Source organism: Streptomyces sp. GSL17-111 (assembly GCF_037911585.1).
GTDB lineage: Bacteria > Actinomycetota > Actinomycetes > Streptomycetales > Streptomycetaceae > Streptomyces.
Genome location: NZ_JBAJNS010000001.1, coordinates 3,941,836 through 3,961,350, shown reverse-complemented (window position 1 = coordinate 3,961,350; position 19,515 = coordinate 3,941,836). Strand labels below are relative to the sequence as shown.

The 19,515-nt window shown below is 72.8% G+C and carries 17 protein-coding genes, 2 pseudogenes and 1 riboswitch; of the genes and pseudogenes, 9 read left to right on the top strand and 10 right to left on the bottom strand.

The window, feature by feature from the left end:
- The first annotated feature begins 1 nt into the window (after nt 1).
- From asnB to V6D49_RS17655, 5 genes are all read left to right on the top strand, one after another.
- The gene (gene asnB, locus V6D49_RS17675; protein ID WP_340560934.1) at nt 2–1,831 is read left to right on the top strand and encodes an asparagine synthase (glutamine-hydrolyzing); all 1,830 of its coding nucleotides are present in this window, start codon (nt 2–4) and stop codon (nt 1,829–1,831) included.
- A complete protein-coding gene (locus V6D49_RS17670) occupies nt 1,828–2,877 on the top strand; it encodes a PrpF domain-containing protein (RefSeq protein WP_340560933.1) in 1,050 nt (349 codons plus the stop codon). The genes asnB and V6D49_RS17670 overlap by 4 nt, the downstream gene beginning before the upstream one ends.
- On the top strand, nt 2,856–4,001 hold the full coding sequence (locus V6D49_RS17665) for an acyl-CoA dehydrogenase family protein (protein WP_340560932.1): 1,146 nt from the start codon (nt 2,856–2,858) through the stop codon (nt 3,999–4,001). The genes V6D49_RS17670 and V6D49_RS17665 overlap by 22 nt, the downstream gene beginning before the upstream one ends.
- A gap of 182 nt (nt 4,002–4,183) precedes the next feature.
- Entirely contained in the window at nt 4,184–5,668 is a 1,485-nt protein-coding gene (locus V6D49_RS17660) for a dihydroorotase (RefSeq protein ID WP_340560931.1), read from the top strand.
- Nucleotides 5,669–5,843: 175 nt separating this feature from the next.
- The gene (locus V6D49_RS17655; protein ID WP_340560930.1) at nt 5,844–6,500 is read left to right on the top strand and encodes a DsbA family oxidoreductase; all 657 of its coding nucleotides are present in this window, start codon (nt 5,844–5,846) and stop codon (nt 6,498–6,500) included.
- Nucleotides 6,501–6,611: 111 nt separating this feature from the next.
- On the opposite strand, the gene V6D49_RS17650 is transcribed toward V6D49_RS17655, so the two are convergent.
- Both V6D49_RS17650 and V6D49_RS17645 read right to left on the bottom strand, forming a co-directional pair.
- Nucleotides 6,612–8,006, bottom strand: a complete 1,395-nt coding sequence (locus V6D49_RS17650) for an NAD(P)/FAD-dependent oxidoreductase (protein ID WP_340560929.1) — start codon at nt 8,004–8,006, stop codon at nt 6,612–6,614.
- A 425-nt stretch (nt 8,007–8,431) separates the two neighbouring features.
- Nucleotides 8,432–10,102 carry an AMP-binding protein gene (locus V6D49_RS17645; RefSeq protein WP_340560928.1) on the bottom strand — a complete coding sequence of 557 codons (1,671 nt, stop codon included), beginning with the start codon at nt 10,100–10,102 and terminating at the stop codon, nt 8,432–8,434.
- A gap of 120 nt (nt 10,103–10,222) precedes the next feature.
- Between V6D49_RS17645 and V6D49_RS17640 the strand changes: the two genes are divergently transcribed.
- Complete coding sequence (locus V6D49_RS17640; protein WP_340560927.1) at nt 10,223–10,636, top strand: DUF5959 family protein; 414 nt, start codon at nt 10,223–10,225, stop codon at nt 10,634–10,636.
- A gap of 43 nt (nt 10,637–10,679) precedes the next feature.
- Here the strand turns inward: V6D49_RS17640 and V6D49_RS17635 are convergent.
- A pseudogene (locus V6D49_RS17635) lies at nt 10,680–11,340 on the bottom strand (imine reductase family protein); the annotation flags it as partial.
- A 43-nt stretch (nt 11,341–11,383) separates the two neighbouring features.
- Here V6D49_RS17635 and V6D49_RS17630 point away from each other — a divergent pair.
- The 3 genes and pseudogenes from V6D49_RS17630 to V6D49_RS17620 all read left to right on the top strand — a co-directional run.
- A pseudogene (locus tag V6D49_RS17630) lies at nt 11,384–11,488 on the top strand (winged helix-turn-helix transcriptional regulator); the annotation flags it as partial.
- A gap of 126 nt (nt 11,489–11,614) precedes the next feature.
- The gene (locus V6D49_RS17625; RefSeq protein WP_340560926.1) at nt 11,615–11,887 is read left to right on the top strand and encodes a type II toxin-antitoxin system Phd/YefM family antitoxin; all 273 of its coding nucleotides are present in this window, start codon (nt 11,615–11,617) and stop codon (nt 11,885–11,887) included.
- On the top strand, nt 11,884–12,153 hold the full coding sequence (locus V6D49_RS17620; protein ID WP_340560925.1) for a type II toxin-antitoxin system RelE family toxin: 270 nt from the start codon (nt 11,884–11,886) through the stop codon (nt 12,151–12,153). Before V6D49_RS17625 ends, V6D49_RS17620 begins: the two co-directional genes overlap by 4 nt.
- Nucleotides 12,154–12,164: 11 nt before the next feature.
- On the opposite strand, the gene V6D49_RS17615 is transcribed toward V6D49_RS17620, so the two are convergent.
- The 7 genes from V6D49_RS17615 to V6D49_RS17585 all read right to left on the bottom strand — a co-directional run bounded on the left by V6D49_RS17615 (nt 12,165) and on the right by V6D49_RS17585 (nt 19,486).
- The gene (locus tag V6D49_RS17615; protein WP_340560924.1) at nt 12,165–13,103 is read right to left on the bottom strand and encodes a Ppx/GppA phosphatase family protein; all 939 of its coding nucleotides are present in this window, start codon (nt 13,101–13,103) and stop codon (nt 12,165–12,167) included.
- Nucleotides 13,100–13,675, bottom strand: a complete 576-nt coding sequence (locus tag V6D49_RS17610) for a DUF501 domain-containing protein (protein ID WP_340560923.1) — start codon at nt 13,673–13,675, stop codon at nt 13,100–13,102. Before V6D49_RS17610 ends, V6D49_RS17615 begins: the two co-directional genes overlap by 4 nt.
- A gap of 90 nt (nt 13,676–13,765) precedes the next feature.
- Nucleotides 13,766–14,263, bottom strand: a complete 498-nt coding sequence (locus V6D49_RS17605) for an FtsB family cell division protein (RefSeq protein WP_340560922.1) — start codon at nt 14,261–14,263, stop codon at nt 13,766–13,768.
- 109 nt (nt 14,264–14,372) lie between these two features.
- A complete protein-coding gene (gene eno / locus V6D49_RS17600; protein WP_340560921.1) occupies nt 14,373–15,653 on the bottom strand; it encodes a phosphopyruvate hydratase in 1,281 nt (426 codons plus the stop codon).
- 289 nt (nt 15,654–15,942) lie between these two features.
- Complete coding sequence (locus V6D49_RS17595; protein WP_340560920.1) at nt 15,943–16,644, bottom strand: LysM peptidoglycan-binding domain-containing protein; 702 nt, start codon at nt 16,642–16,644, stop codon at nt 15,943–15,945.
- 6 nt (nt 16,645–16,650) lie between these two features.
- A riboswitch (cyclic di-AMP (ydaO/yuaA leader) is annotated at nt 16,651–16,815 on the bottom strand.
- A gap of 256 nt (nt 16,816–17,071) precedes the next feature.
- Entirely contained in the window at nt 17,072–18,127 is a 1,056-nt protein-coding gene (locus V6D49_RS17590) for a transglycosylase family protein (RefSeq protein ID WP_340560919.1), read from the bottom strand.
- Between the two features lie 114 nt (nt 18,128–18,241).
- Entirely contained in the window at nt 18,242–19,486 is a 1,245-nt protein-coding gene (locus V6D49_RS17585; RefSeq protein ID WP_340564105.1) for a cytochrome P450 family protein, read from the bottom strand.
- Nucleotides 19,487–19,515 lie beyond the last annotated feature (29 nt).

The following is a 19,515-nucleotide window of genomic DNA, read 5'->3' as shown; positions in this document are numbered from 1 at the left end:
GATGTGCAGGATCTTCGGCCACTTCGACGCCCAGGCCACGCCCAACGAACTGCGCGCCGTCGCCGCCGCCCAGCGGCACGGCGGGCCGGACGCCCAGACCCACCGCTGCGGACCGGGCTGGGCGCTGGGCAACAACCGCCTGGCCATCATGGACCTCGACGGCGGTGACCAGCCCTACACCCTGGGCCGGGACATCATCGCCGTGTTCAACGGCGAGATCTACAACCACAACGAGCTGCGCGAGAAGCTGCGGGCCCGGGGCCACCACTTCACCGACACCTGCGACGGCTCCGTCATCCCCGCCCTGTACGCCGAGTACGGACCGGACTTCGCCGAGCACCTGGACGGCATGTACTCGATCGCGCTGGTGGACCTGCGCGACGAGCCCACGCTGTGGCTGGTGACCGACGAGGTCGGCATGAAGCCGCTGTACTACCACTGGGACGCCGCCCGGCGGCACCTGTACTTCGCCTCCGAACTCCCGGCGCTGCTGTCCTTCCGCAACGTGCGCGCGACGCCGTGGGAGGGCGGGCTGGACGCCTACCTCGCCACGAAGACGCCGTTCGGCGAGCAGACCATGTTCGAGGGCGTCCGGGTGCTGCCGCCCGCCGTGACGGTGAAGGTGACGCGTGAAGGCGGCCTGCGCACGACCACCCGGGCGGTCACCGGTGCGGCCCGCTCCCCGCACTGCTCGGAGCCGGAGGCCGCCGCCCACGTCCTCGACCTGCTGCGCACCGAGACGCACCGGCTCACCGAGGCCGACGTGCCCGTCTCCGCCATCACCAGCGGCGGCCTGGACTCCAGCTTCGTCACTGTGCTGGCCGCCGAGAAGGTGCGCGACCTGCACTCCTTCAACATCGCCTACACCGGCACCTGGCCGTCCGACGAGCGGGCGTTCGCCCGTGAGGTGGCCGAGTACGCCGGCACCCGGCACCACCAGGTGGAGATCGACCCGGCCACCTTCCCGTCCCTGCTCTCCGACGTCGTCTGGCACCTCGGCCAGCCCAACGCCGACCCGATCACCCTGAGCACCCACGCGCTGTTCGCCGCCGTGCGCGACGCCGGGTTCAAGGTCGCCATCACCGGCGACGCGGCCGACGAGCTGTTCGGCGGATACGACCGCATCTACAAGGCCGTCCACGCCCCCTTCGGCACGGACTGGGTGCCCGCCTACGTCGAGGCGCTCGCGGCGGTGCCGTCCACGCTGCGGGAGCGGCTCTACACCTCCGACTACCGGTCCTTCGTCGCGGACCACGGCTCGGTCTCGGAGGAGATCGCCGAGGAGCTGCGGGCGAGCACCGAGCCGGACACGATGTCGACGCTCACCGAGTTCGAGATCGGCCGGCGGCTGCCGTCCTACCACCTGCGCCGCGTCGACCACCTGAGCATGTCCGCCTCCGTCGAGGTGCGGCTGCCGTTCTGCCAGCCCAGCGTCGTGCGCTACGCCCGCACCCTGCGGGCCGGCCTCAAGGTGGCCGACGGCAAGCGCAAGCGCGTCCTGTACGCGGCCGCGGACGGGCGACTGCCCGCCTCCGTCATCAACCGGCCCAAGCAGCCCTTCACGCTGCCCGTCACCGCGATGCTCCAGCCGGGCCAGGCGCTCATGGAGTACGCGCGCGACCTGCTCGCCCCGAGCCGGCTGCGCCGGCGGGGCCAGCTGGACCCGCAGCAGGTGGAGGCCCTCTTCCAGGCCCAGGCGACGGCCCCGAACGACCGGGCCTCGATGGCGATCTGGTCCCTGATGGTTCACGAACTGTGGCTGGAGCAGTTCTGCTCGGCCATCCCCGCACAGCGCGTTCTCGACGACCGAGTCCCGGAGGTGGCGGTGTGATCGGATACATCGCGCGTGCCGTGGGAGCACCCACTCCCACGCTCGTGCTGGACCAGCGGCAACTGCCCAAGGACCACGGGGAGCTGCGCCCGGTGCTCACCCGCGTGCGCGAGTGGCTGGAGGAGCACGGACGCGAGGACATCCTGAAGTTCGCCCTGGTCGAACCGTCCGAACACCCCCTGTACGACCTGGACTACCGGTTCGTGCAGGGGCTGCCCACCGGCGTCGACCGGTTCGACTTCAACGGGAACTGCGGCCACTCGATCCTGGCGTCGGTCGTCGCGGCCGACGGCCAGGCGTGGCTCCCCCGGCTCGCCCCCGGCGGGCGGGTGCGGGTGCGGGTGCTGAACAACGGCGACCAGGTCGTCGTCGAGGTCGACGAGGCGCGGCGGCGCAGCGGCAGCTTCACCGTGCACTTCCTCCAGGACGCCGGGGCCCGGCTGGACGACCTGCTGCTCACCGGCAACCCCGTCGACCAGCTGCTGACGCCGAGCGGCGTGCAGGCGGCGTCCCTGGTCTCCATGGGCAACCCCTACGTCTTCGTCGACGCCACGGAGTTGGGCCTGGACACCGAGGAGAAGCTCTTCGGGGCCGGCGACGAAACGTTCGCCCAGATGCTGGAGATCCGCGTCGCCGCCGCCGAACTGCTCCAGTGGCCCACCGACGGCGTCTTCCCGAAGATCGCCGCCGTCGGCGGATACACCCCCGGACGGCTGGCCGTGCGGGCGATCTCGGTGCCCAAATGGCACCCCAGCATCGCGCTGACCGGCACCACCTGCCTGGCCGGCGCCGCCAGCATCCCCGGCACCGTGCCCGAGCGGCTGGCCCGCGAGGCGGGGCTCCAGCGCGGCGTCATCGAGATCGACACCCCGGGCGGGTCCACCGCCGCCGCCGCGTCCGTCGCGGGCCGGGGCGACGGCGCCGACACCCTGCACTGGGTCAGCGTCAGCCGCAAGCTGGCCCAGCTCGACGAGCCGCACTGCATCGGCTCGCTGAAGAACTACGACTACAAGGAGGAAACGGCATGGCAACCGCTGACGGTCTGACCCGGCCGGCCGTCCCCACGCGGACGGAACTCGCCGGGCGTTACGCGGAGCTGTGCGAGACCCTGCGGCGCTGCGCGCCGCAGGCGGACACCGACGACGCCCTGCCGGAGGCGGTGTTCGAGGCACTGCGCTCCTCGGGCGTCCTCGGCGCCGCGATCGGCACGGAGTACGGCGGCCACGGCGGGGACGCCGAACTGACCAACCGGCTCATCGAACTGGTCGCCACCGCCGACCCGTCGGTCGCCATCATCCTGTTCCAGCACTACGCCGTGAGTGCCCGGATCAGCGAGTGGGGCACGCCCGCGCAGCGGGACAGGTACCTGCCGAAGCTGGCGGACGGCTCCTGGATCGCGGCGTCCGCCTGGAGCGAGTCGGGCGCCGGCGCCGACAAGCGCAACCTGGCCACCAAGGCCCGCCGGGTGGACGGCGCCTGGGTGCTCGACGGCGCCAAGACCTTCACCACCGGCGCCGGACTCGCCCAGGTCTACCTCGTGCTCGCCCAGTCCTCGGAGCCGACGCGGACGATCTCCACCTACGGCAGCGACGGGCAGACGTTCTACCTGATCGAGGCCGACAACCCCGGGCTCGTCGCCAACACGGGCATGGACCTCGTGGGCATGCGGGCCTCCGCCACCGGCTTCGTCGAGCTGGCGGGCTGCCGGGTGGCCGACTCCGCCGTCCTGGGCCCGGTGGGCGACGCGGTGCGCATCATCGCCGGCGTCCGCGAGTCCGGGGCCACGCTCGGCGCGGTCTCCCTGGGCATCGCCGAAGCGGCGTACCGACTCGCGTACACGCACGCCGTCCGGCGCGGCCTCGACGGCGCGCAGGCCGTTCGCTACCGGCTGGTGGACCTGGAGGCCAAGGTCTGCGCCGCCCGCGCGCTGGTGGACAGCTCCGGCCGCCGGGACACCGCCGACCCCGGGGTCACCACCCTGCACAGCAAGCTGCACGCCTCCCAGGTCTCCGAAGAGGTCACCGCCGAGGCGCTGCGGCTGCTGGGCAGCGCCGGGTTCCTGCGCGACCACCCGCTGAACAAGCTGGCCCGGGACGCCCGGGCGGTGGGCCTGATGGGCCCGATCAACGACCTCTGCCGGGAGCTGGTGAGCGCCCCCTGGACGTCCTGACGTCCTGACGTCCACGCCCGGCAGCCCTGCACGACCCGCACCACCCGCACGACCCGCACGAGGAACCCGCACGACCCGCACCACCCGCACGACCCGCACGAGACCCGCACCACGACACGGAACGCCGAACGGCGGGCCCGCCGGTCAACGGACCGGCGGCGCCTTACACGACAGGAGGAGCGGTGAGCACTAACCACGATCTCGTCATCACCGGTGCACGGGTGGTGACGCCCGACGGGGTGCACGACGGTGGAGTGGCGGTGTCGGGGGAGCGGATCGCCACGATCTTCGCCGCCGGCGCGGCCCCGCAGGGCGAGCGGACGATCGACGCGGGCGGCAGGTACCTGCTGCCCGGACTGATCGACTCGCACGTCCACTTCCGCACCCCCGGTCTCACCCACAAGGAGGACTGGGCGCACGGCAGCCGGGCCGCCGCGGCGGGCGGCGTGACGACCGTCATCGACATGCCCAACACCGAGCCGCCGCTCGTCGAGCCGGAGGCGGCGGCGGACAAGTCGGCCCTGGTCGCGGGCCACTCGCTCGTCGACTACCGGTTCCACATGGGCGTCACCGTCGACAGCGTGGAGAACCTGCGCCGGCTCGAACCCCGGCAGGCCACCTCGGTGAAGGTCTTCATGACCGGCCACCACACCGCGCCCAACATCATCCGCGACCCGGTGGTCCTGGACCGCATCTTCGCCATCGCCGCCGAGCACGGCATCCGGCTCGTGCTGCACGCCGAGGACGACGGCGTCTTCTCGCTGATCGACGAGTCCCAGGAGCCCCCGGCCGGCTACGACGCCTACGAGTCCGCGCACCCGCGCAGCGGCGGCATCGTCGCCTCCTCCCGCGTCATCGACCTGGTCCGCAAGTACGGCACCGCGGCGCACATCCTGCACGTCTCCTCCTCCGAGGAGTCGGACATGCTGAAGGCCGCGAACCGGATCGGCCTGCCGATCACCTACGAGGTCACCCCGCACCACCTGTCCTTCTCCGCGCCCGACACGCAGCGGCTGGGGGCCCGCATCCGGCTGCGCCCCGCGATCCGCTGCCTGAAGGACCAGGGACGGCTGTGGGAGGCCGTCATGGACGGCGGCGTCGCCACCATCGGCAGCGACCACGCGCCGCACACCAAGGAGGAGAAGGTCCTCGCCGTCGCGGACGCCCCGCCCGGGCTGCCCGGCACCCAGGAGATGCTCCTCGCCCTGCACACCGGGATGCGGCGCCGCTACCCGGAGATGCCGCAGGACGAGGTCATGGTCCGCATCGCCCGGATCGCCGCCGAGCGTCCCGCCGAGCTGTTCGGACTGACGGCGCGCAAGGGCCGCATCGCCGTCGGCCTGGACGCCGACTTCTCGGTCTTCGACCCGGACACGACGTGGATCATGTCCGCCGAGCACGCCCAGGCGAAGGTCGGCTGGTCGGCGTACGAGGGCTGGACCTTCACCGGACGCCCCGAGCTGACCGTCCGGCGCGGCGAGATCGTCTACGACGGCCGCGAGGAGACGCCGCGCTTCGGCACGCCGACCGGGATCTGGCTGGACGCCGAGCGTCCCGTCCTCCCGGACCCGGTGCCCTCCGAGCACGCCACGGCCGTCCCGCCGCCGCCCCCGGCCCAGCCGCGTGCGGCGGAGCAGGCGGCGGACCCCGACCGCGTCACGCTCTGACGCCCACCCGCCCGGTCACCCTCCCCGGCCGGGCCGCGCGCCGTCACGGCGGACCCCGTTCCGCCGTGACGGCGCGCGCGGCACGTCACCCACCACGACGCGACGCGCGCACGCCCGACGACGCGCGCACGCCCGACGATCCGGAAGCCCGAAGATCCGAAGAACGGGAGCACCGATGAGCACCGACGCCCACCGCATCACCGTCTACTCGGACCTCGGCTGCCCCTGGGCCTCCCTGGCCCTGCACCACCTGCGGCGGGCCGCCCGCGAGGAGGGCGTCGAACCGGCCGTCGACCACCGCGCGTTTCCGCTGGAGCTGTTCAACGCCCGCCCCACCCCCAAGCACATCCTCGACCCGGAGATCGCCGTCGTCGCGGAGGTCGAGCCCGCCCTCGGCTGGCGGCCCTGGAGCCGCCCGGACGCCGAGTACCCGGTGACCACACTGCTTGCCATGGAGGCCGTGCAGGCCGCCAAGCACCTCGACGGGTACGCCGCGAGCGACCAGCTCGACGCCGCGCTGCGGCACGCCCTCTACGCCGAGTCCCGCTGCGTCAGCGTGCACACCGAGGTCGTCGCCGTCGCGGCGCGGTGCCCGCTCGTGGACGCCGAACGCCTCGAGACCGCGCTGCGCCGGGGCACCCACCGGGCCGACGTCTTCGCCCAGTGGGAGGAGGCCCGGGGACCGGCCGTGCAGGGCAGCCCGCACCTCTTCCTGCCCGACGGCTCGGACGTCCACAACCCCGGCGTCACCTTCACCTGGCCGAAGGGCACCCCCGCACCCGTGATCACCGCCTACGACCCCTCGGTGTGGAACCGCCTGGTGAAGCGCTGAGCGCACGGGACACGCCGCAGGGGCCGCCCTCCCCACGGATGGAGGGCGGCCCCTGCGGGCGTGCTGCCGGGCCGTGCGGCTCCGGCTCCTCGGCTCTTCGGCCGCGCGGCGTTACGAGGCGCGGGCCTTGGTGCGGTCGGCGTCCTTCGCTCCGGCGGATGCCGCGGCCGGGACCGGTCGGGCGGCCTCGTAGAACTCCTCGCGCGGGTTCTCCATCGCGCCGAGCGAGACGACCTCGCGCTTGAGGAACATGCCGAGCGTCCAGTCGGCGAAGACGCGGATCTTGCGGTTCCACGTCGGGACGGCCATGCCGTGGTACGCGCGGTGCATGTACCAGGCGAGGCGGCCCTTGAGCCGGATCTTGGACTTGCCGACGACGATCATCGCGACGCCCTTGTGCAGGCCGAGACCGGCCACCGCACCCTTGTTGGCGTGCTTGTAGTCGCCCTGCGGGAAGCCCCGCATGCCGGAGATCACGTTGTCGCCGAGCACCTTGGCCTGGCGCAGCGCGTGCTGGGCGTTCGGCGGGCACCAGGCGTTCTCGACGCCCGCCGCGCGCGCGGCGAGGTCGGGGATCTGCGCGTTGTCGCCGGCGGCCCAGATGTAGTCGGTGCCGGTGACCTGGAGGGTCGGCTGCGTGTCGACGTGGCCGCGCGGGCCGAGCGGCAGGCCGTAGCGGGAGAGCACCGGGTTGGGCTTGACGCCGGCGGTCCACACGATGGTGTTGGAGTCCGCCTCCAGACCGTTGTTCAGGACCACGTGGCCGTCCACGCAGGAGTCCATACCGGTCTTGAGGTAGACCTCGACACCGCGCTTCTGGAGGTGTTCCAGGCCCCACGTGCCAAGCTCCGGGCCGACCTCGGGGAGGATCTTGTCGGCCACGTCGACGAGGATGAACCGCATGTCCTCGCGCTTGATGCTCGGGTAGTACTTCGCGGCGTCCCGCGCCAGGTCCTCGACCTCACCGACCGTCTCGGCACCGGCGAACCCGCCGCCGACGAAGACGAAGGTCAGCGCCTTCCGGCGGATCTCCTCGTCCTGCGTGGAGTCGGCCTTGTCGAGCTGCTCCAGGACGTGGTTGCGCAGCCCGATGGCCTCCTCCACGCCCTTCATGCCGATGCCCTGCTCGGCCAGGCCGGGGATCGGGAAGGTGCGGGAGACGGCGCCGAGCGCGACGACGAGGTAGTCGAAGGGCAGCTCGTAGGCCTCGCCGACCAGCGGGGTGACGGTGGCCACCTTCCGGTCCTGGTCGATCTCCGTCACCCGGCCGGTGAGAACCTCCGCCTTGGGCAGCACGCGGCGCAGCGGCACCACGACGTGGCGGGGGGAGATGGAGCCGGCGGCGGCTTCGGGGAGGAAGGGCTGGTACGTCATGTAGGAGCGCGGGTCGACGACGGTCACCGTCGCCTCGCCGTACCGCATCTTCTTCAATATGCGGCGCGCTGCATACAGACCGACGTACCCACCACCTACGACGAGGATTCGAGGACGCTCCGTGGTGCTCATGCCATCGAGTATCCAGCACCTGATCGGGCCACGCTCGTGAGCCCCTTCACAAGCACTTCCGCCCGTTCTGCTACACTCCGCCGCCCCGTGACCGGAGCCACATCCGAACCCGGGAACCCACCTACCTCACCGCACGTTGCACCCACGCCGTGAGCTGCGAGGTTACGGTCAGGGGAAGCTTAACCCCGGCCAACGGAATCGGACTTCCACGCCTGCGAAACGCAGCCGATCACGGTGCCCGACCTCCACAACAGCGCTCCGCGCTCCCCGAAATCGACGATTCCGGCCCCGCAGGGCACTTTTCCTTGTGAAGAACTTCACGAACTTTCCCGCGCGGACGGGCGTGGCGGCGGCCGCGAGCGCCTGACGGGGCACCTCCGGCCCCTCCGGAACCCCGCCTCGGACCCGGCCGTGGACCCCGCCGGTCAGACCTCACCCTCGCGGTACTCGGCGTCCGAACCCCGCGCCGTGGCCTCCCGCAGCTCCACCCGGCGGATCTTCCCCGAGACCGTCTTCGGCAGCTCCGCGAACTCGATGCGCCGGACCCGCTGGTACGGCGCGAGCACCGCGCGGGAGTGCGCGAACAGGGCCCGCGCCGTCTCCGGGCCGGGCTCCCAGCCCGCCGCCAGGACGACGTACGCCTTCGGCACCGCCAGCCGTACCGGATCCGGCGCGGGCACGACGGCCGCCTCCGCCACCGCCTCGTGCTCCAGCAGCGCGCTCTCCAGCTCGAACGGGCTGATCTTGTAGTCGGAGGCCTTGAACACGTCGTCCGCCCGGCCCACGTACGTCACGTACCCGTCGGCGTCCCGGGCACCGATGTCGCCCGTGCGGTAGTAGCCGTCCGCCATGGCCGAGGCCGTGCGCTCCGCGTCCCCGTGGTAGCCCGTCATGAGCCCCACCGGCCGCCGCGCGAGGTCCAGGGCGATCTCGCCCTCCGCCGCTCCCGGCTCCCCCGTCACCGGGTCGAGCAACTCCACCGCGTAGCCGGGGCAGGGCCGCCCCATCGATCCCGGCTTGAGCCGCTGGCCCGGGGTGTTGGCGACCTGCACCGAGGTCTCCGTCTGCCCGAAACCGTCCCGGATGACGACGCCCCACCCCCGCCGCACCGCCTCGATGACCTCCGGGTTGAGCGGCTCCCCGGCCGCCACCACCTCGCGCGGAGGCGTCCGCAGCAGCCCCAGGTCCGCCTGGATGAGCATGCGCCACACGGTGGGCGGCGCGCAGAAGGACGTCACCCCGACCCGGTCCATCTCCGCCATCAGCCGGACGGGGTCGAACCGGCCGTAGTGGTGGATGAAGACGGTCGCCTCGGCGTTCCACGGCGCGAACAGGTTCGACCACGCGTGCTTCGCCCACCCGGGCGAGGAGATGTTGAGGTGCACGTCCCCGGGACGCAGCCCGATCCAGTACATCGTGGACAAGTGGCCCACCGGGTAGGAGACGTGGGTGTGCTCCACCAGTTTCGGTCGGGACGTCGTCCCCGAGGTGAAGTAGAGCAGCAGGGGATCGTGCGCGTGGGTGACGCCGTCCGGCTCGAAGGCGTCCGGCGCGGCCTCCGCCTCCGCGTACGCCCGCCACCCCGCGACGGGCGTCCCCGTCGCGACCCGCGTGTACGCGCCCGGCACGGCGTCGAACTTCCCCGCGTCCTCCGACCGCGCGACCACGTGCCGCACCCCGCCGCGCGCGACCCGGTCCCGCAGGTCGGCGGGACCGAGCTGCGGGGTCGCCGGGATGACGACCGCGCGCAGCTTCATCGCCGCCAGCGCCGTCTCCCACAGCTCCACCTGGTTGCCCAGCATGACCAGCACCCGGTCCCCGGCCTGCACCCCCACGCCGCGCAGCCAGTTCGCCACCCGCGCCGAGCGGCGGGACAGCTCCGCGAACGAGACCCTGACCTCGCTCCCGTCCTCCTCGACGACGTGCAGCGCCGTCGCCCCGTTGCCCTCCGCGATGACGTCGAACCAGTCCAGCGCCCAGTTGAACCGCTCGGGACGCGGCCACCGGAACCCCGCGTACGCCGCCGCGTAGTCCTCCCGGTGCCGCAGCAGGAAGTCCCGCGCCGCCCGGAACTCCCCCGTCACCCCGTCACCCATACGCCCTCCTCGTCCTCGCGGGCGTCCCACCGCCCCGACTGCCCCCCGCACCTCCTGGCGTCCCCGGCCGCCCGTCGGGTCAACCACGAGGAGCGCGGTCGACCCGGGGGAACGAGGGACATGTACCTGATCAATCTGACCGACGAAGAGCAGGGCGTCGTGGTCAAGGTGGTGAGCGGGGAGCGTTTCGAGGAGCACGAAGGATTTGACGTCCTCAGATGCGAGACCACCGTGTCGAGCGCTTTCGTCAACGGGCACCTGGACCTGTTTGTCACCTCGTACGACCTCGATGACTGGAGCGCCGCGCTGGACTCCCTCGCGTCAGGCGACGACGTCACCTGGCTGCAGAGTGGACGCTCCCCCCGCCTCAGGGTCGACCTCGAAGGGGAAAGCGGCTGCACGGAGATCAGCGTCTACGACGTCGTCGATTCCATGATCTGCACCACCGTCCCCGTCAGGACGGAAGAGGACTGGATCACCACACACCGGAGGATGCTCGACGCCGTGCGCGGCGCCTTCCCGCTGACACGCTAGGCGTGCCGTCCCGGGGCGCGACCCCGGCTGCCGGGTCCGGCCGTCAGGGGCGGGTGGCGAGGAGGAGGTCGACGATGCCGGTGGTGTCCTCCGCGCCCCGGCCGTCCGCGACGAGCCGGGCCATGGCGTCCGTGTACGGCGTCAGGAGCTCGGTGCTGACGCCCTGTTCGCGAGCCGTGCGCAGCAGCGTCGCGTTCCCGGCGACCTGCATGGCGAGGGTGGACACGACGCCCTTCGCGTAGTCACCGCTCTCCAGTTGCTCGGCCGTCTGGTCCGTCATGGTGGCCATGGCCGTGAGCCAGCCGGTGAGCAGGGGGGGCGAAGCCGGGGTCCTCGCCCACGTACTGGACGTCGGCCGGAACGCCGAGTGTGTCCCGGTGGGCGTCCATCAGCTCCTTGGAGCCGCTGTAGAAGACGGACGCCCCGGACTCGGGGACGCCGATCATCGGGGGGACGGCCATGATGCCGCCGTCCACGAAGCGCGCCCCCCGCTCGCGGGCCCACTCGGCGCGGGCGCGGCCGTCGGCGGGGGTTCCGGTGGTGAGATTGACCAGGTCCCTGCCGGACAGGTCGGTGCCGGCCAGCACGTCACCGACCGAGGCGTCGTCCAGGAAGACGGCGACGACGAGCCGGCTCGCGGCGACGGCCTCGGCGGCGTCGGCGGCCACGTACGCGCCCGCCCCGGCGAGCGGTTCGGCCTTCGCGGCGACGAGAAGTTGATCAAGTACGCACTTCGAAGTGCGCGGACCGCCCCGCGTCGAGTACTCCCTGACACCGCTCGGGCATTCCCTCAACACGGCCCTCGAACCCCTCGGTGCCTGGGGCCGCGAGCACGTTCACGGCTCAGGGTGAGGCGCACGCGTCGTCCTGGCCGTCACACCGGGCAACCGGCGGGACGTCCACTGTCGTACGCGACAGACCACGGGCTCAACGCGTGCGCATTGCATTGTGTACACGACAGTGCGTACACTTTCGCCCATGACCGAGAACAGCGCGACCGTCAGGGAAGCACGCGCGCACCTCGCAGAACACATCAACCAGGCCGCCGACGGTACGCCGACGGTGATCACGCGCAACGGCACGCCCGTGGCGGCCGTGGTGCCGATCGCGGACTTCGAGGCGCTGGAGGAGGCAGCCGACGTCATGCTGGCCCGAGAGGCGGAAGCGGTGCTGGCCGAAGGCGGTCCCACCGTGACCATGGCCGAGCTGCTGGCGGACCTGTTCACCGAGCAGACCGACGATGCGGCGTGAAGTACGCGTTCCGGTTCACCACCACAGCCAGGCGGCAACTCCGCGGCATCCGCCGAACCGATGCCATGCGAATCCTGACCGCGCTGACAGCTCTCGGCGATGACCCGTACGCCGAGGGCCACGACGTGAAGAAGCTCGTCGGCACCTCGGATCTCTACCGGCTTCGGGTCGGTTCCTTCCGCGTCGCCTACCGGGTAGACGACGGCGCACTCGTCGTGCTGGTCGTCACGGTGGGCAACCGGCGGGAGGTCTACCGGCGTACGTGACGACCGGTCGGTCAGGCGAGGGTCCAGGCGATGCCGTCGAGGATGTCGTGTTCGGAGACGACGACCTCCTCGGCACCGGAGCGCTCCATGACCGCCTGGAGGATGACGGCACCGGCCGCGATGACGTCGACGCGGCCGGGGTGCATGACGGGGATGGCGGCGCGCTCGGCGTGGGTGGAGTGGACGAGCCGGTCGGTGATCTCGCGCACCCGGTCCAGGGAGACGCGGGCGTGGTGGGTGGCGGCCGGGTCGTAGGCGGGGAGGTCGAGCGCGATGGCTGCGACGGTGGTGACGGACCCGGCCAGGCCCACCAGGGTGCGGGCGGAGGTCAGCGGGACGGTCTTCTCGGCGGCGTCGAGCGCCGTGTCCACGTCGGCCCGTATGGCGGCGATCTGCTCGGCGGTGGGCGGGTCGGTGACGGCGCCGTCGCGGACGAGGTGACGCTCGGTCATGCGGACGCAGCCGATGTCGACGCTGCGGGCCGCGCTCACCCCGTCGGTGCCGACGACGAGTTCGGTGGAGCCGCCGCCGATGTCGGTGACGAGGTAAGGCGTGTCCAGGCCCGCGCCGGTGAGCTCCTTCGTGGCGCCGGTGAAGGAGAACGCGGCCTCCTGGTCGCCCGTGACGACCTCGGGCTCGACGCCGAGGATGTCGACGACGCCGCGCACGAAGGCGTCCCGGTTCTCCGCGTCGCGGGAGGCCGAGGTGGCGACGAAGCGGACCCGGGAGGCGTCCAGGGAGCGGATGACCTCGGCGTACTCGCGGCAGGCGGCGAACGTGCGCTCCAGCGCCTCGGGGGCGAGCCGGCCGGTGCGGTCGACGTCCTGGCCGAGCCGGACGACCTGCATGCGGCGGTCCAGCTCGGTGAAGCCGCCGGTGGCCGCGTCGAGGTCGGCGACGAGCAGGCGGATGGAGTTCGTGCCGCAGTCGACGGCGGCGACGCGGGTCATCGGTCGCTCTCCTCGGAGTCGGAGTCGGAGTCGGCGGCCGGGGCGGAGTCGGCGGCCGGGGCGGTGGGGACGCAGGAGCCCTTGCGCCACCACTCCGGCAGCATGGCCAGGGCCTCGTCGCCGAGCGGGTTGACGCCGGGGCCGGCGGCGAGGGAGTGGCCGACGAGGACGTGCAGGCACTTGACCCGGTCCGGCATGCCGCCCGCGCTGGGGAAGCCCTCCAGGACCTCGATGGCGTCACGGCGGGCGAGGTAGTCCTCGTGCGCGGCGCGGTAGGCGGCGGCCAGCTCGGGGTCGGTGGCGAGGCGCGCCGTCATCTCCTTCATGACGCCCTCCGCCTCCAGCGTGCCGATCGCGGAGGCCGCGCGGGGGCAGGTCAGGTAGTACGTCGTCGGGAAGGGGGTGCCGTCCTCCAGCCGGGGGGCCGTCTCGACGACGTCGGGCTGTCCGCAGGGGCAGCGGTGGGCGATGGCCCGCAGGCCGCGCGGCGGCCGGCCGAGCTGCGCCTTGAAGGCGGCGACGTCCGCCTCGGTGGGCGGCGTGGGTTCGGTCGGGGGCGGCGGAGTGTCCATGGCGGGCGGCGCGTCTTTCCGGCGTGGGCGGTCGGGTGGTCGGGTGGGGCGGCGGAGCGGGGGGCGGCGGGTCGGAAGGGGCGGCTGGGGTCAGGAGCGGTCGGCGCGGTCGAGGCCGTCGAAGAAGGTGCGGTACCAGGCGCGGTCGGCCGCGTCGTGGTCCGCTTCCTCCCGGGCGCGGCGGTCGGCCTCGTCTTCGGCGTCGGTGTCCCCCTGGACGATGTAGCCGGTCTCCCCGGCGCGGACGTAGTGCAGGTGCTTGCGCGCGAGCTGCTCGACGTAGGCGGGGTCCTGGAGGCGGGCCTTCAGCTCGCGCAGCTCCGCGACGCGTTCCTCGGTCTCGGCCAGCTTGTGGCGCTCCTCGGCGATGTCGGAGCGCTGGGAGACGTAGGTGCGCGTGGGGTAGGCGAGCGCGACGACCAGCGAGCACAGGACGAGCGCGAGCAGCGCGGCGCGCCCGGTGAGCCGGTTGCGGCGCGGACCGTGCCGCAGCCGCCGGTTCTGCGCGCGGTAGACCTGCGCGGCGGCCTGCTCACCCAGGGCCCTGAGCCGGGTGGCGGTGGAGAACCGTTCCCGTTCCGCGGCCACGTCGCCTCCCGGGGGTCGCGTCGAAATGGTGCGTGCGAGCGGCTGCGTCCCGTCCCGCCGGCGGTTGCCGTGGGACGGGACGCGGCAGCGGGCCTGGCCCGGTAGCGGGTCAGCCCTTGAAGCGCGGGAAGGCGCTGCGGCCGGCGTAGACGGCGGCGTCGTCGAGGATCTCCTCGATGCGCAGGAGCTGGTTGTACTTGGCGACGCGCTCGGAGCGGGCCGGGGCGCCGGTCTTGATCTGGCCGCAGTTGGTGGCGACGGCCAGGTCGGCGATGGTGACGTCCTCGGTCTCGCCGGAGCGGTGCGACATCATGCACTTGAAGCCGCTGCGCTGGGCGAGCTCGACGGCGTCGAGGGTCTCGGTGAGCGAGCCGATCTGGTTGACCTTCACCAAGAGGGCGTTGCCGGCCTTGTCGTCGATGCCGCGCTGGAGACGCTCGGGGTTGGTGACGAACAGGTCGTCGCCGACGAGCTGGACCTTCTCACCGAGCTGGGCGGTGATGGTCTGCCAGCCCTCCCAGTCGTCCTCGAACAGCGGGTCCTCGATGGAGACCAGCGGGTAGGCGTCGACGAGCTCGCCGTAGTAGGCGGTCATGTCGGCGGCGCTGCGGGACTTGCCCTCGAACTGGTAGGCGCCGTCCTTGTAGAACTCGGAGGCGGCGACGTCCAGGGCGAGCGCGATGTCGCGGCCGGGGGTGTAGCCGGCGGCCTTGACGGCCTCCAGGATGAGATCCAGGGCCTCGCGGTTGGAGCCGAGGTTCGGGGCGAAGCCGCCCTCGTCGCCGAGGCCGGTGGACAGGCCGCGCTCCTTCAGGACCGCCTTGAGGGCGTGGTAGACCTCGGTGCCCCAGCGCAGTGCCTCGGAGAAGGACTCCGCGCCGATGGGGGCGATCATGAACTCCTGGATGTCCACGTTGGAGTCCGCGTGCGAGCCGCCGTTGAGGATGTTCATCATCGGCACGGGCAGCAGGTGCGCGTTCGGGCCGCCGAGGTAGCGGAAGAGCGGCAGGTCGGACGCCTCGGAGGCGGCGTGCGCGACGGCGAGGGAGACACCGAGGATGGCGTTGGCGCCGAGCGAGGACTTGTCGGCGGTGGCGTCCAGGTCGAGCATGGCCTGGTCGATGAGGCGCTGCTCGGTGGCGTCGTAGCCCACGAGCTCCGGACCGATCTGCTCGATGACGGCGAGGACCGCCTTCTCGACACCCTTGCCGCCGTAGCGGGCCTTGTCGCCGTCGCGGAGCTCCAGGGCCTCGAAGGCGCCGGTGGACGCGCCGGAGGGCACGGCCGCTCGGCCGGTGCTGCTGTCGTCGAGGCCGACCTCTACCTCGACCGTGGGGTTGCCTCGCGAGTCGAGGATCTCGCGGGCTACGACGACGTCGATGGACGGCACGAGGGTCTCCTTCGTGTGGGTCGGTCTTCCTGAGGCAGGAGCCTAACGGTCCCCGGGGCGGCCGTGGGCCTTCGGCCCGCGTCCGGCGTGCGGTGCTGCGGTGAAAGCGCAGCTCAGCGGCGTGGCACCAGTTTGTTCAACAACTGAAGATAAGGGTGGGGGAAGCCGACGTCTCGCCGTACGGACGGGTTCGGCCCCGGCGGCCGACGCCCCGGTGCGCGGGGGGATGCGCACCGGGGCTCGCGAGGCGTGTACCCACCGGACGGCTCGGGGATGCGCGTCCGGCCCGTCACACCACCAGACGCTGGCCGGGGAAGATGAGGTTCGGGTCGCCGCCGACGACGGAGCGGTTGCGGTCGTACAGCTCCTGCCAGGTGGTGCCGTGCCGCTGGGCGATGTCGGCCAGCGTGTCGCCGGCCCGCACGACGTAGGTGCCGCCCTCGCCCGACTGCTGCGGCCGCTCCTGCTGCTGGGTCTGGTGCTGGTGCTCCGTCTGGGGAGCGGCCTGGGGCGCCTGCTCGGGCGCCTGCTGCTGCGGTTGCGGGCGCGGGGGCCGGTCCGCGCCCGTGGAGGAGCCCTCGGGGTCGACGTTCGCGGGCGGGGCGCCGGCGGTGAGGCCGCCCTCCTCCGCGCAGGCCCAGGCGCCCGGGCCCTGCATGTCGAGCAGCCGCTCGGCGACGGCGATCTGCTGCTCCTTGGTGGCCAGGTCGGCGCGCGGCGCGTAGCGGAGGCCGCCGGCCGCCTCCCAGCTGGACTGGGCGAACTGGAGTCCGCCGTAGTACCCGTTTCCGGTGTTGATGCGCCAGTTACCGCTCGACTCGCACTCGGCGACCTTCTCCCAGGTCTCGACGGAAGCGGCCTGCGCGCTGCCCGCCATGACGACGGGACCGCCGACGGCGGCGCCGGCGAAACCGGCGAGCGAGGCGGCGAGGCGGACGACGACGGGCTGACGGTTGCGACTCCGTTCGGAGCCCTTCTCGGTGAACAGCATGGACGGTCTTCCTCACCGGACGCCTACGGGGTGAGCTGTCGGGTTCGGGCGCGTGAGCCGCCCGGCCCGGTGCGGTCCACCCGCTCCGGGCTTCACCCCTAGCCGCTCGCACGGCACGTGCCTGGTTCCCCCGCTCCTGCCGGCGGTTCGCGGACGCGACGATGTTCCCGTTGCCCGTCGGCAGGATTCGGCGTGACGGTCAACGGCCCCGCGGTAGCGGGCGATGTGACGGTAAGCACACCGCAATAATCCGATCAAACACCTCGGAAACGGGCCATATATCCCGATTTGACGCTACGCCCGAAGAATCTGCCCAGGTCTAGGCACTGACGGACGGGCGCCGCAACCCGGAACACGCCGAACGGGAATGTGACGATCGTCACATTGCGTCCGTCCGGGTGACCCTCCGCGTCCGACGCACGGGCAACTAGCGCTGTGCGACCGGGAGTTCCAGGCTCTGACCGGGAAGGATCAGATCCGGGTCGGCACCGACGAGGGAGGCGTTGGCCTCGTACAGCGCGGGCCAGCCGCCCTCCACCCCGTGCTCGGCGGCGATGCCGGACAGGGAGTCGCCCCGGGTGACGCGGTGCTCCTCGGCGGCACCGGCCGGGTCCGTGCGATCGGCGGGGGCCGCGTGCCGCGCGGCACCCCGGTCCGGACGGTCGGTGCCGTCGGGGTCCGCCTCGCGCGGGTCGGGGGCACCCCGGTGCCGTCCGGCACCGTCCCCGGCCGCGCCACCGGACCGGGCGTCGTCCGGGACGGCGGTCTCCTCGGAGGGCGACACCTCCGGATCAGCCCGGTCCTCGGAGCCGTCCGTGGCGGAGCCGTCCGCCCCGGTGGGGCCGGGGGCGGGGCGATCGGTGGAGCGGGCCTCGTCGACGTCCGGGGCATCGGAGGGGTCGGGGCTCTGCGTGGCGGAGGGGTCGGTCGCGTCCGGGGACGGCGTCGCCTCCTGCGGCTCCGCACGGTCCGAGCCGCCCGAGCGGCCCGCGCCGTTTGAGCCGTCGGGGGTGCCGGAGCCGTCCCGGCCGCCGGAGCCGTTCCCGCCGTCGGCGGCGCCCGGCCGCCCGACCTCGGGGACGCCCGGTGCCTCCACGACCCCGTTGACGGACGCGGTCAGACCGCTCGTCACGGCACAGGCGGGCCAGGCGTCGGGGCCCTCGGCGGCGAGGATCGCCTCGGCGACGGCGATCTGCTGGCCCCGACTGGCGAGGTCGGGGCGGTCGGCGTGCTCCGTGCCGCCGTAATCCGCCCAGGTGTCCAGCGTCAACTGGAAGCCGCCGTAGTAGCCGCTGCCGTTGTTCGCGCTCCAGGCGCCGCCGCTCTCACACTCGGCCACGCGGTCCCACACCGCGCCGTCGGCGGCCTGGGCCCCGGAGGCGGCCAGGAACGGCAGGGCGATCCCCGCCCCGGTCACCCCCGCGGCGACGACGACGGCAGGAGCCTGACGGGGGCGGCGGTGCCGCCCGGTCCCGGAACGCATGCGGTGATCTCCCCAGTGACAGCGGGCACGACCCCGAAGGGGGCCGGCTGACGGCAGAACGTAGCGTCGAACGCCCGTCCGTCACAAGTCAGTGTCGCGGATATCACGCGACGGTCACGGCGCCTCACTCTCTGACGCGGCGTCGGGCGTGAACGCGACGGGGAGCGTGCGCAGCCCGCGCATGATGAGCCCGCCGCGCCAGCGCAGTTCGGCCGGATCGGCGTCAAGTCGCAGGTCCGGCAGGCGACGCAGCAGCGTGGCGAGCGCCGTGCGCCCCTCCAGCCGGGCGAGCGGCGCACCCAGACAGTAGTGGATGCCGTGCCCGTAGCCGAGATGGTTGTTGTCGCGGCGGGAGAGGTCGAGGACGTCGGGCCGCTCGAACTTCGCCGGGTCGCGGTCAGCCGCCGCGAGGACGACGAGCACCGGGTCGCCCGCCGCGACGCGCTGCCCGCCCAGGGTCAGCGGCTCGGTGGCGAAGCGCCAGGTGGCCAGCTCCACCGGCCCGTCGTAGCGCAGGAGTTCCTCGACGCCCGTCTCCAGCAGCGCGGTGTCGCCCGCCGCCAGCGCCGCCTGGAGACGGTGGCGCTCCTCCGGGCGGCGCAGCAGCGTGTAGGTGCCGTTGCCGATGAGGTTCACGGTCGTCTCGAAGCCCGCGAAGAGGAGGATGAACGCCATGGCGGCGGCCTCGTTCTCGGTCAGGTGCTCACCGTGGTCGCTCGCCCGGATGAGCCCGGAGATGAGGTCGTCCCCGAGGTCGTCCCGCTTGCGGTGGATCAGGTCGGCCAGGTAGCCGCGCATCTTCTTGACCGCACGTCCCACCCCGCCGCGCGGGCCGCCGCCGTGGCGCAGCATCATGCCCGCCCAGTCGCGGAAGTCGTCCTGGTCCTCGGCGGGAACGCCGAGGAGGTCGCAGATGGCGTAGATGGGCAGCGGGAAGGCGAACTCGTGGATGAGGTCGGCGCTGCCCCGCGCCGCGAAGCCGTCGATGAGGCCGTCCGTCAGCTCCTGCACGCGCGGGGCGAAGGCGGCCACGCGGCGCGGGGTGAAGGCGCGGGCGACGAGCCGGCGCAGCCGGGTGTGGTCGGGCGGGTCGATGTTGAGCAGGTGGGTCATGAGGTTGGCGCCGCGCTCGCCGGGAATGCCCACCTTCCCCTTGCCGTGCGCCTGCTCGCTGTGGGCACTCGGGTTCTTGCTGAGCCGGGTGTCGGCGAGGGCCTGGCGGGCGTCGTCGTAGCGCGTCACCAGCCAGGCGGAGACTCCGCTGGGCAGCTCCGCGCGGTACACCGGCGCGTGCTCGCGCAGCCAGGCGTAGGCCGGGTAGGGGTCGGCGGCGAACTCCCAGGTGAAGAGGTCGGGCATCGGGGGGCGGTCGTTCACGTCCACCCGAG

Coding starts and splice junctions, on each gene's coding strand:
- asnB (WP_340560934.1), top strand. CDS start 2: ATGTGCAGGATCTTCGGCCACTTCGACGCCCAGGCCACGCCCAACGAA.
- V6D49_RS17665 (WP_340560932.1), top strand. CDS start 2,856: ATGGCAACCGCTGACGGTCTGACCCGGCCGGCCGTCCCCACGCGGACG.
- V6D49_RS17655 (WP_340560930.1), top strand. CDS start 5,844: ATGAGCACCGACGCCCACCGCATCACCGTCTACTCGGACCTCGGCTGC.
- V6D49_RS17650 (WP_340560929.1), bottom strand. CDS start 8,006: ATGAGCACCACGGAGCGTCCTCGAATCCTCGTCGTAGGTGGTGGGTAC.
- V6D49_RS17645 (WP_340560928.1), bottom strand. CDS start 10,102: ATGGGTGACGGGGTGACGGGGGAGTTCCGGGCGGCGCGGGACTTCCTG.
- V6D49_RS17640 (WP_340560927.1), top strand. CDS start 10,223: ATGTACCTGATCAATCTGACCGACGAAGAGCAGGGCGTCGTGGTCAAG.
- V6D49_RS17625 (WP_340560926.1), top strand. CDS start 11,615: ATGACCGAGAACAGCGCGACCGTCAGGGAAGCACGCGCGCACCTCGCA.
- V6D49_RS17615 (WP_340560924.1), bottom strand. CDS start 13,103: ATGACCCGCGTCGCCGCCGTCGACTGCGGCACGAACTCCATCCGCCTG.
- V6D49_RS17610 (WP_340560923.1), bottom strand. CDS start 13,675: ATGGACACTCCGCCGCCCCCGACCGAACCCACGCCGCCCACCGAGGCG.
- V6D49_RS17595 (WP_340560920.1), bottom strand. CDS start 16,644: ATGCTGTTCACCGAGAAGGGCTCCGAACGGAGTCGCAACCGTCAGCCC.
- V6D49_RS17590 (WP_340560919.1), bottom strand. CDS start 18,127: ATGCGTTCCGGGACCGGGCGGCACCGCCGCCCCCGTCAGGCTCCTGCC.
- V6D49_RS17585 (WP_340564105.1), bottom strand. CDS start 19,486: ATGCCCGACCTCTTCACCTGGGAGTTCGCCGCCGACCCCTACCCGGCC.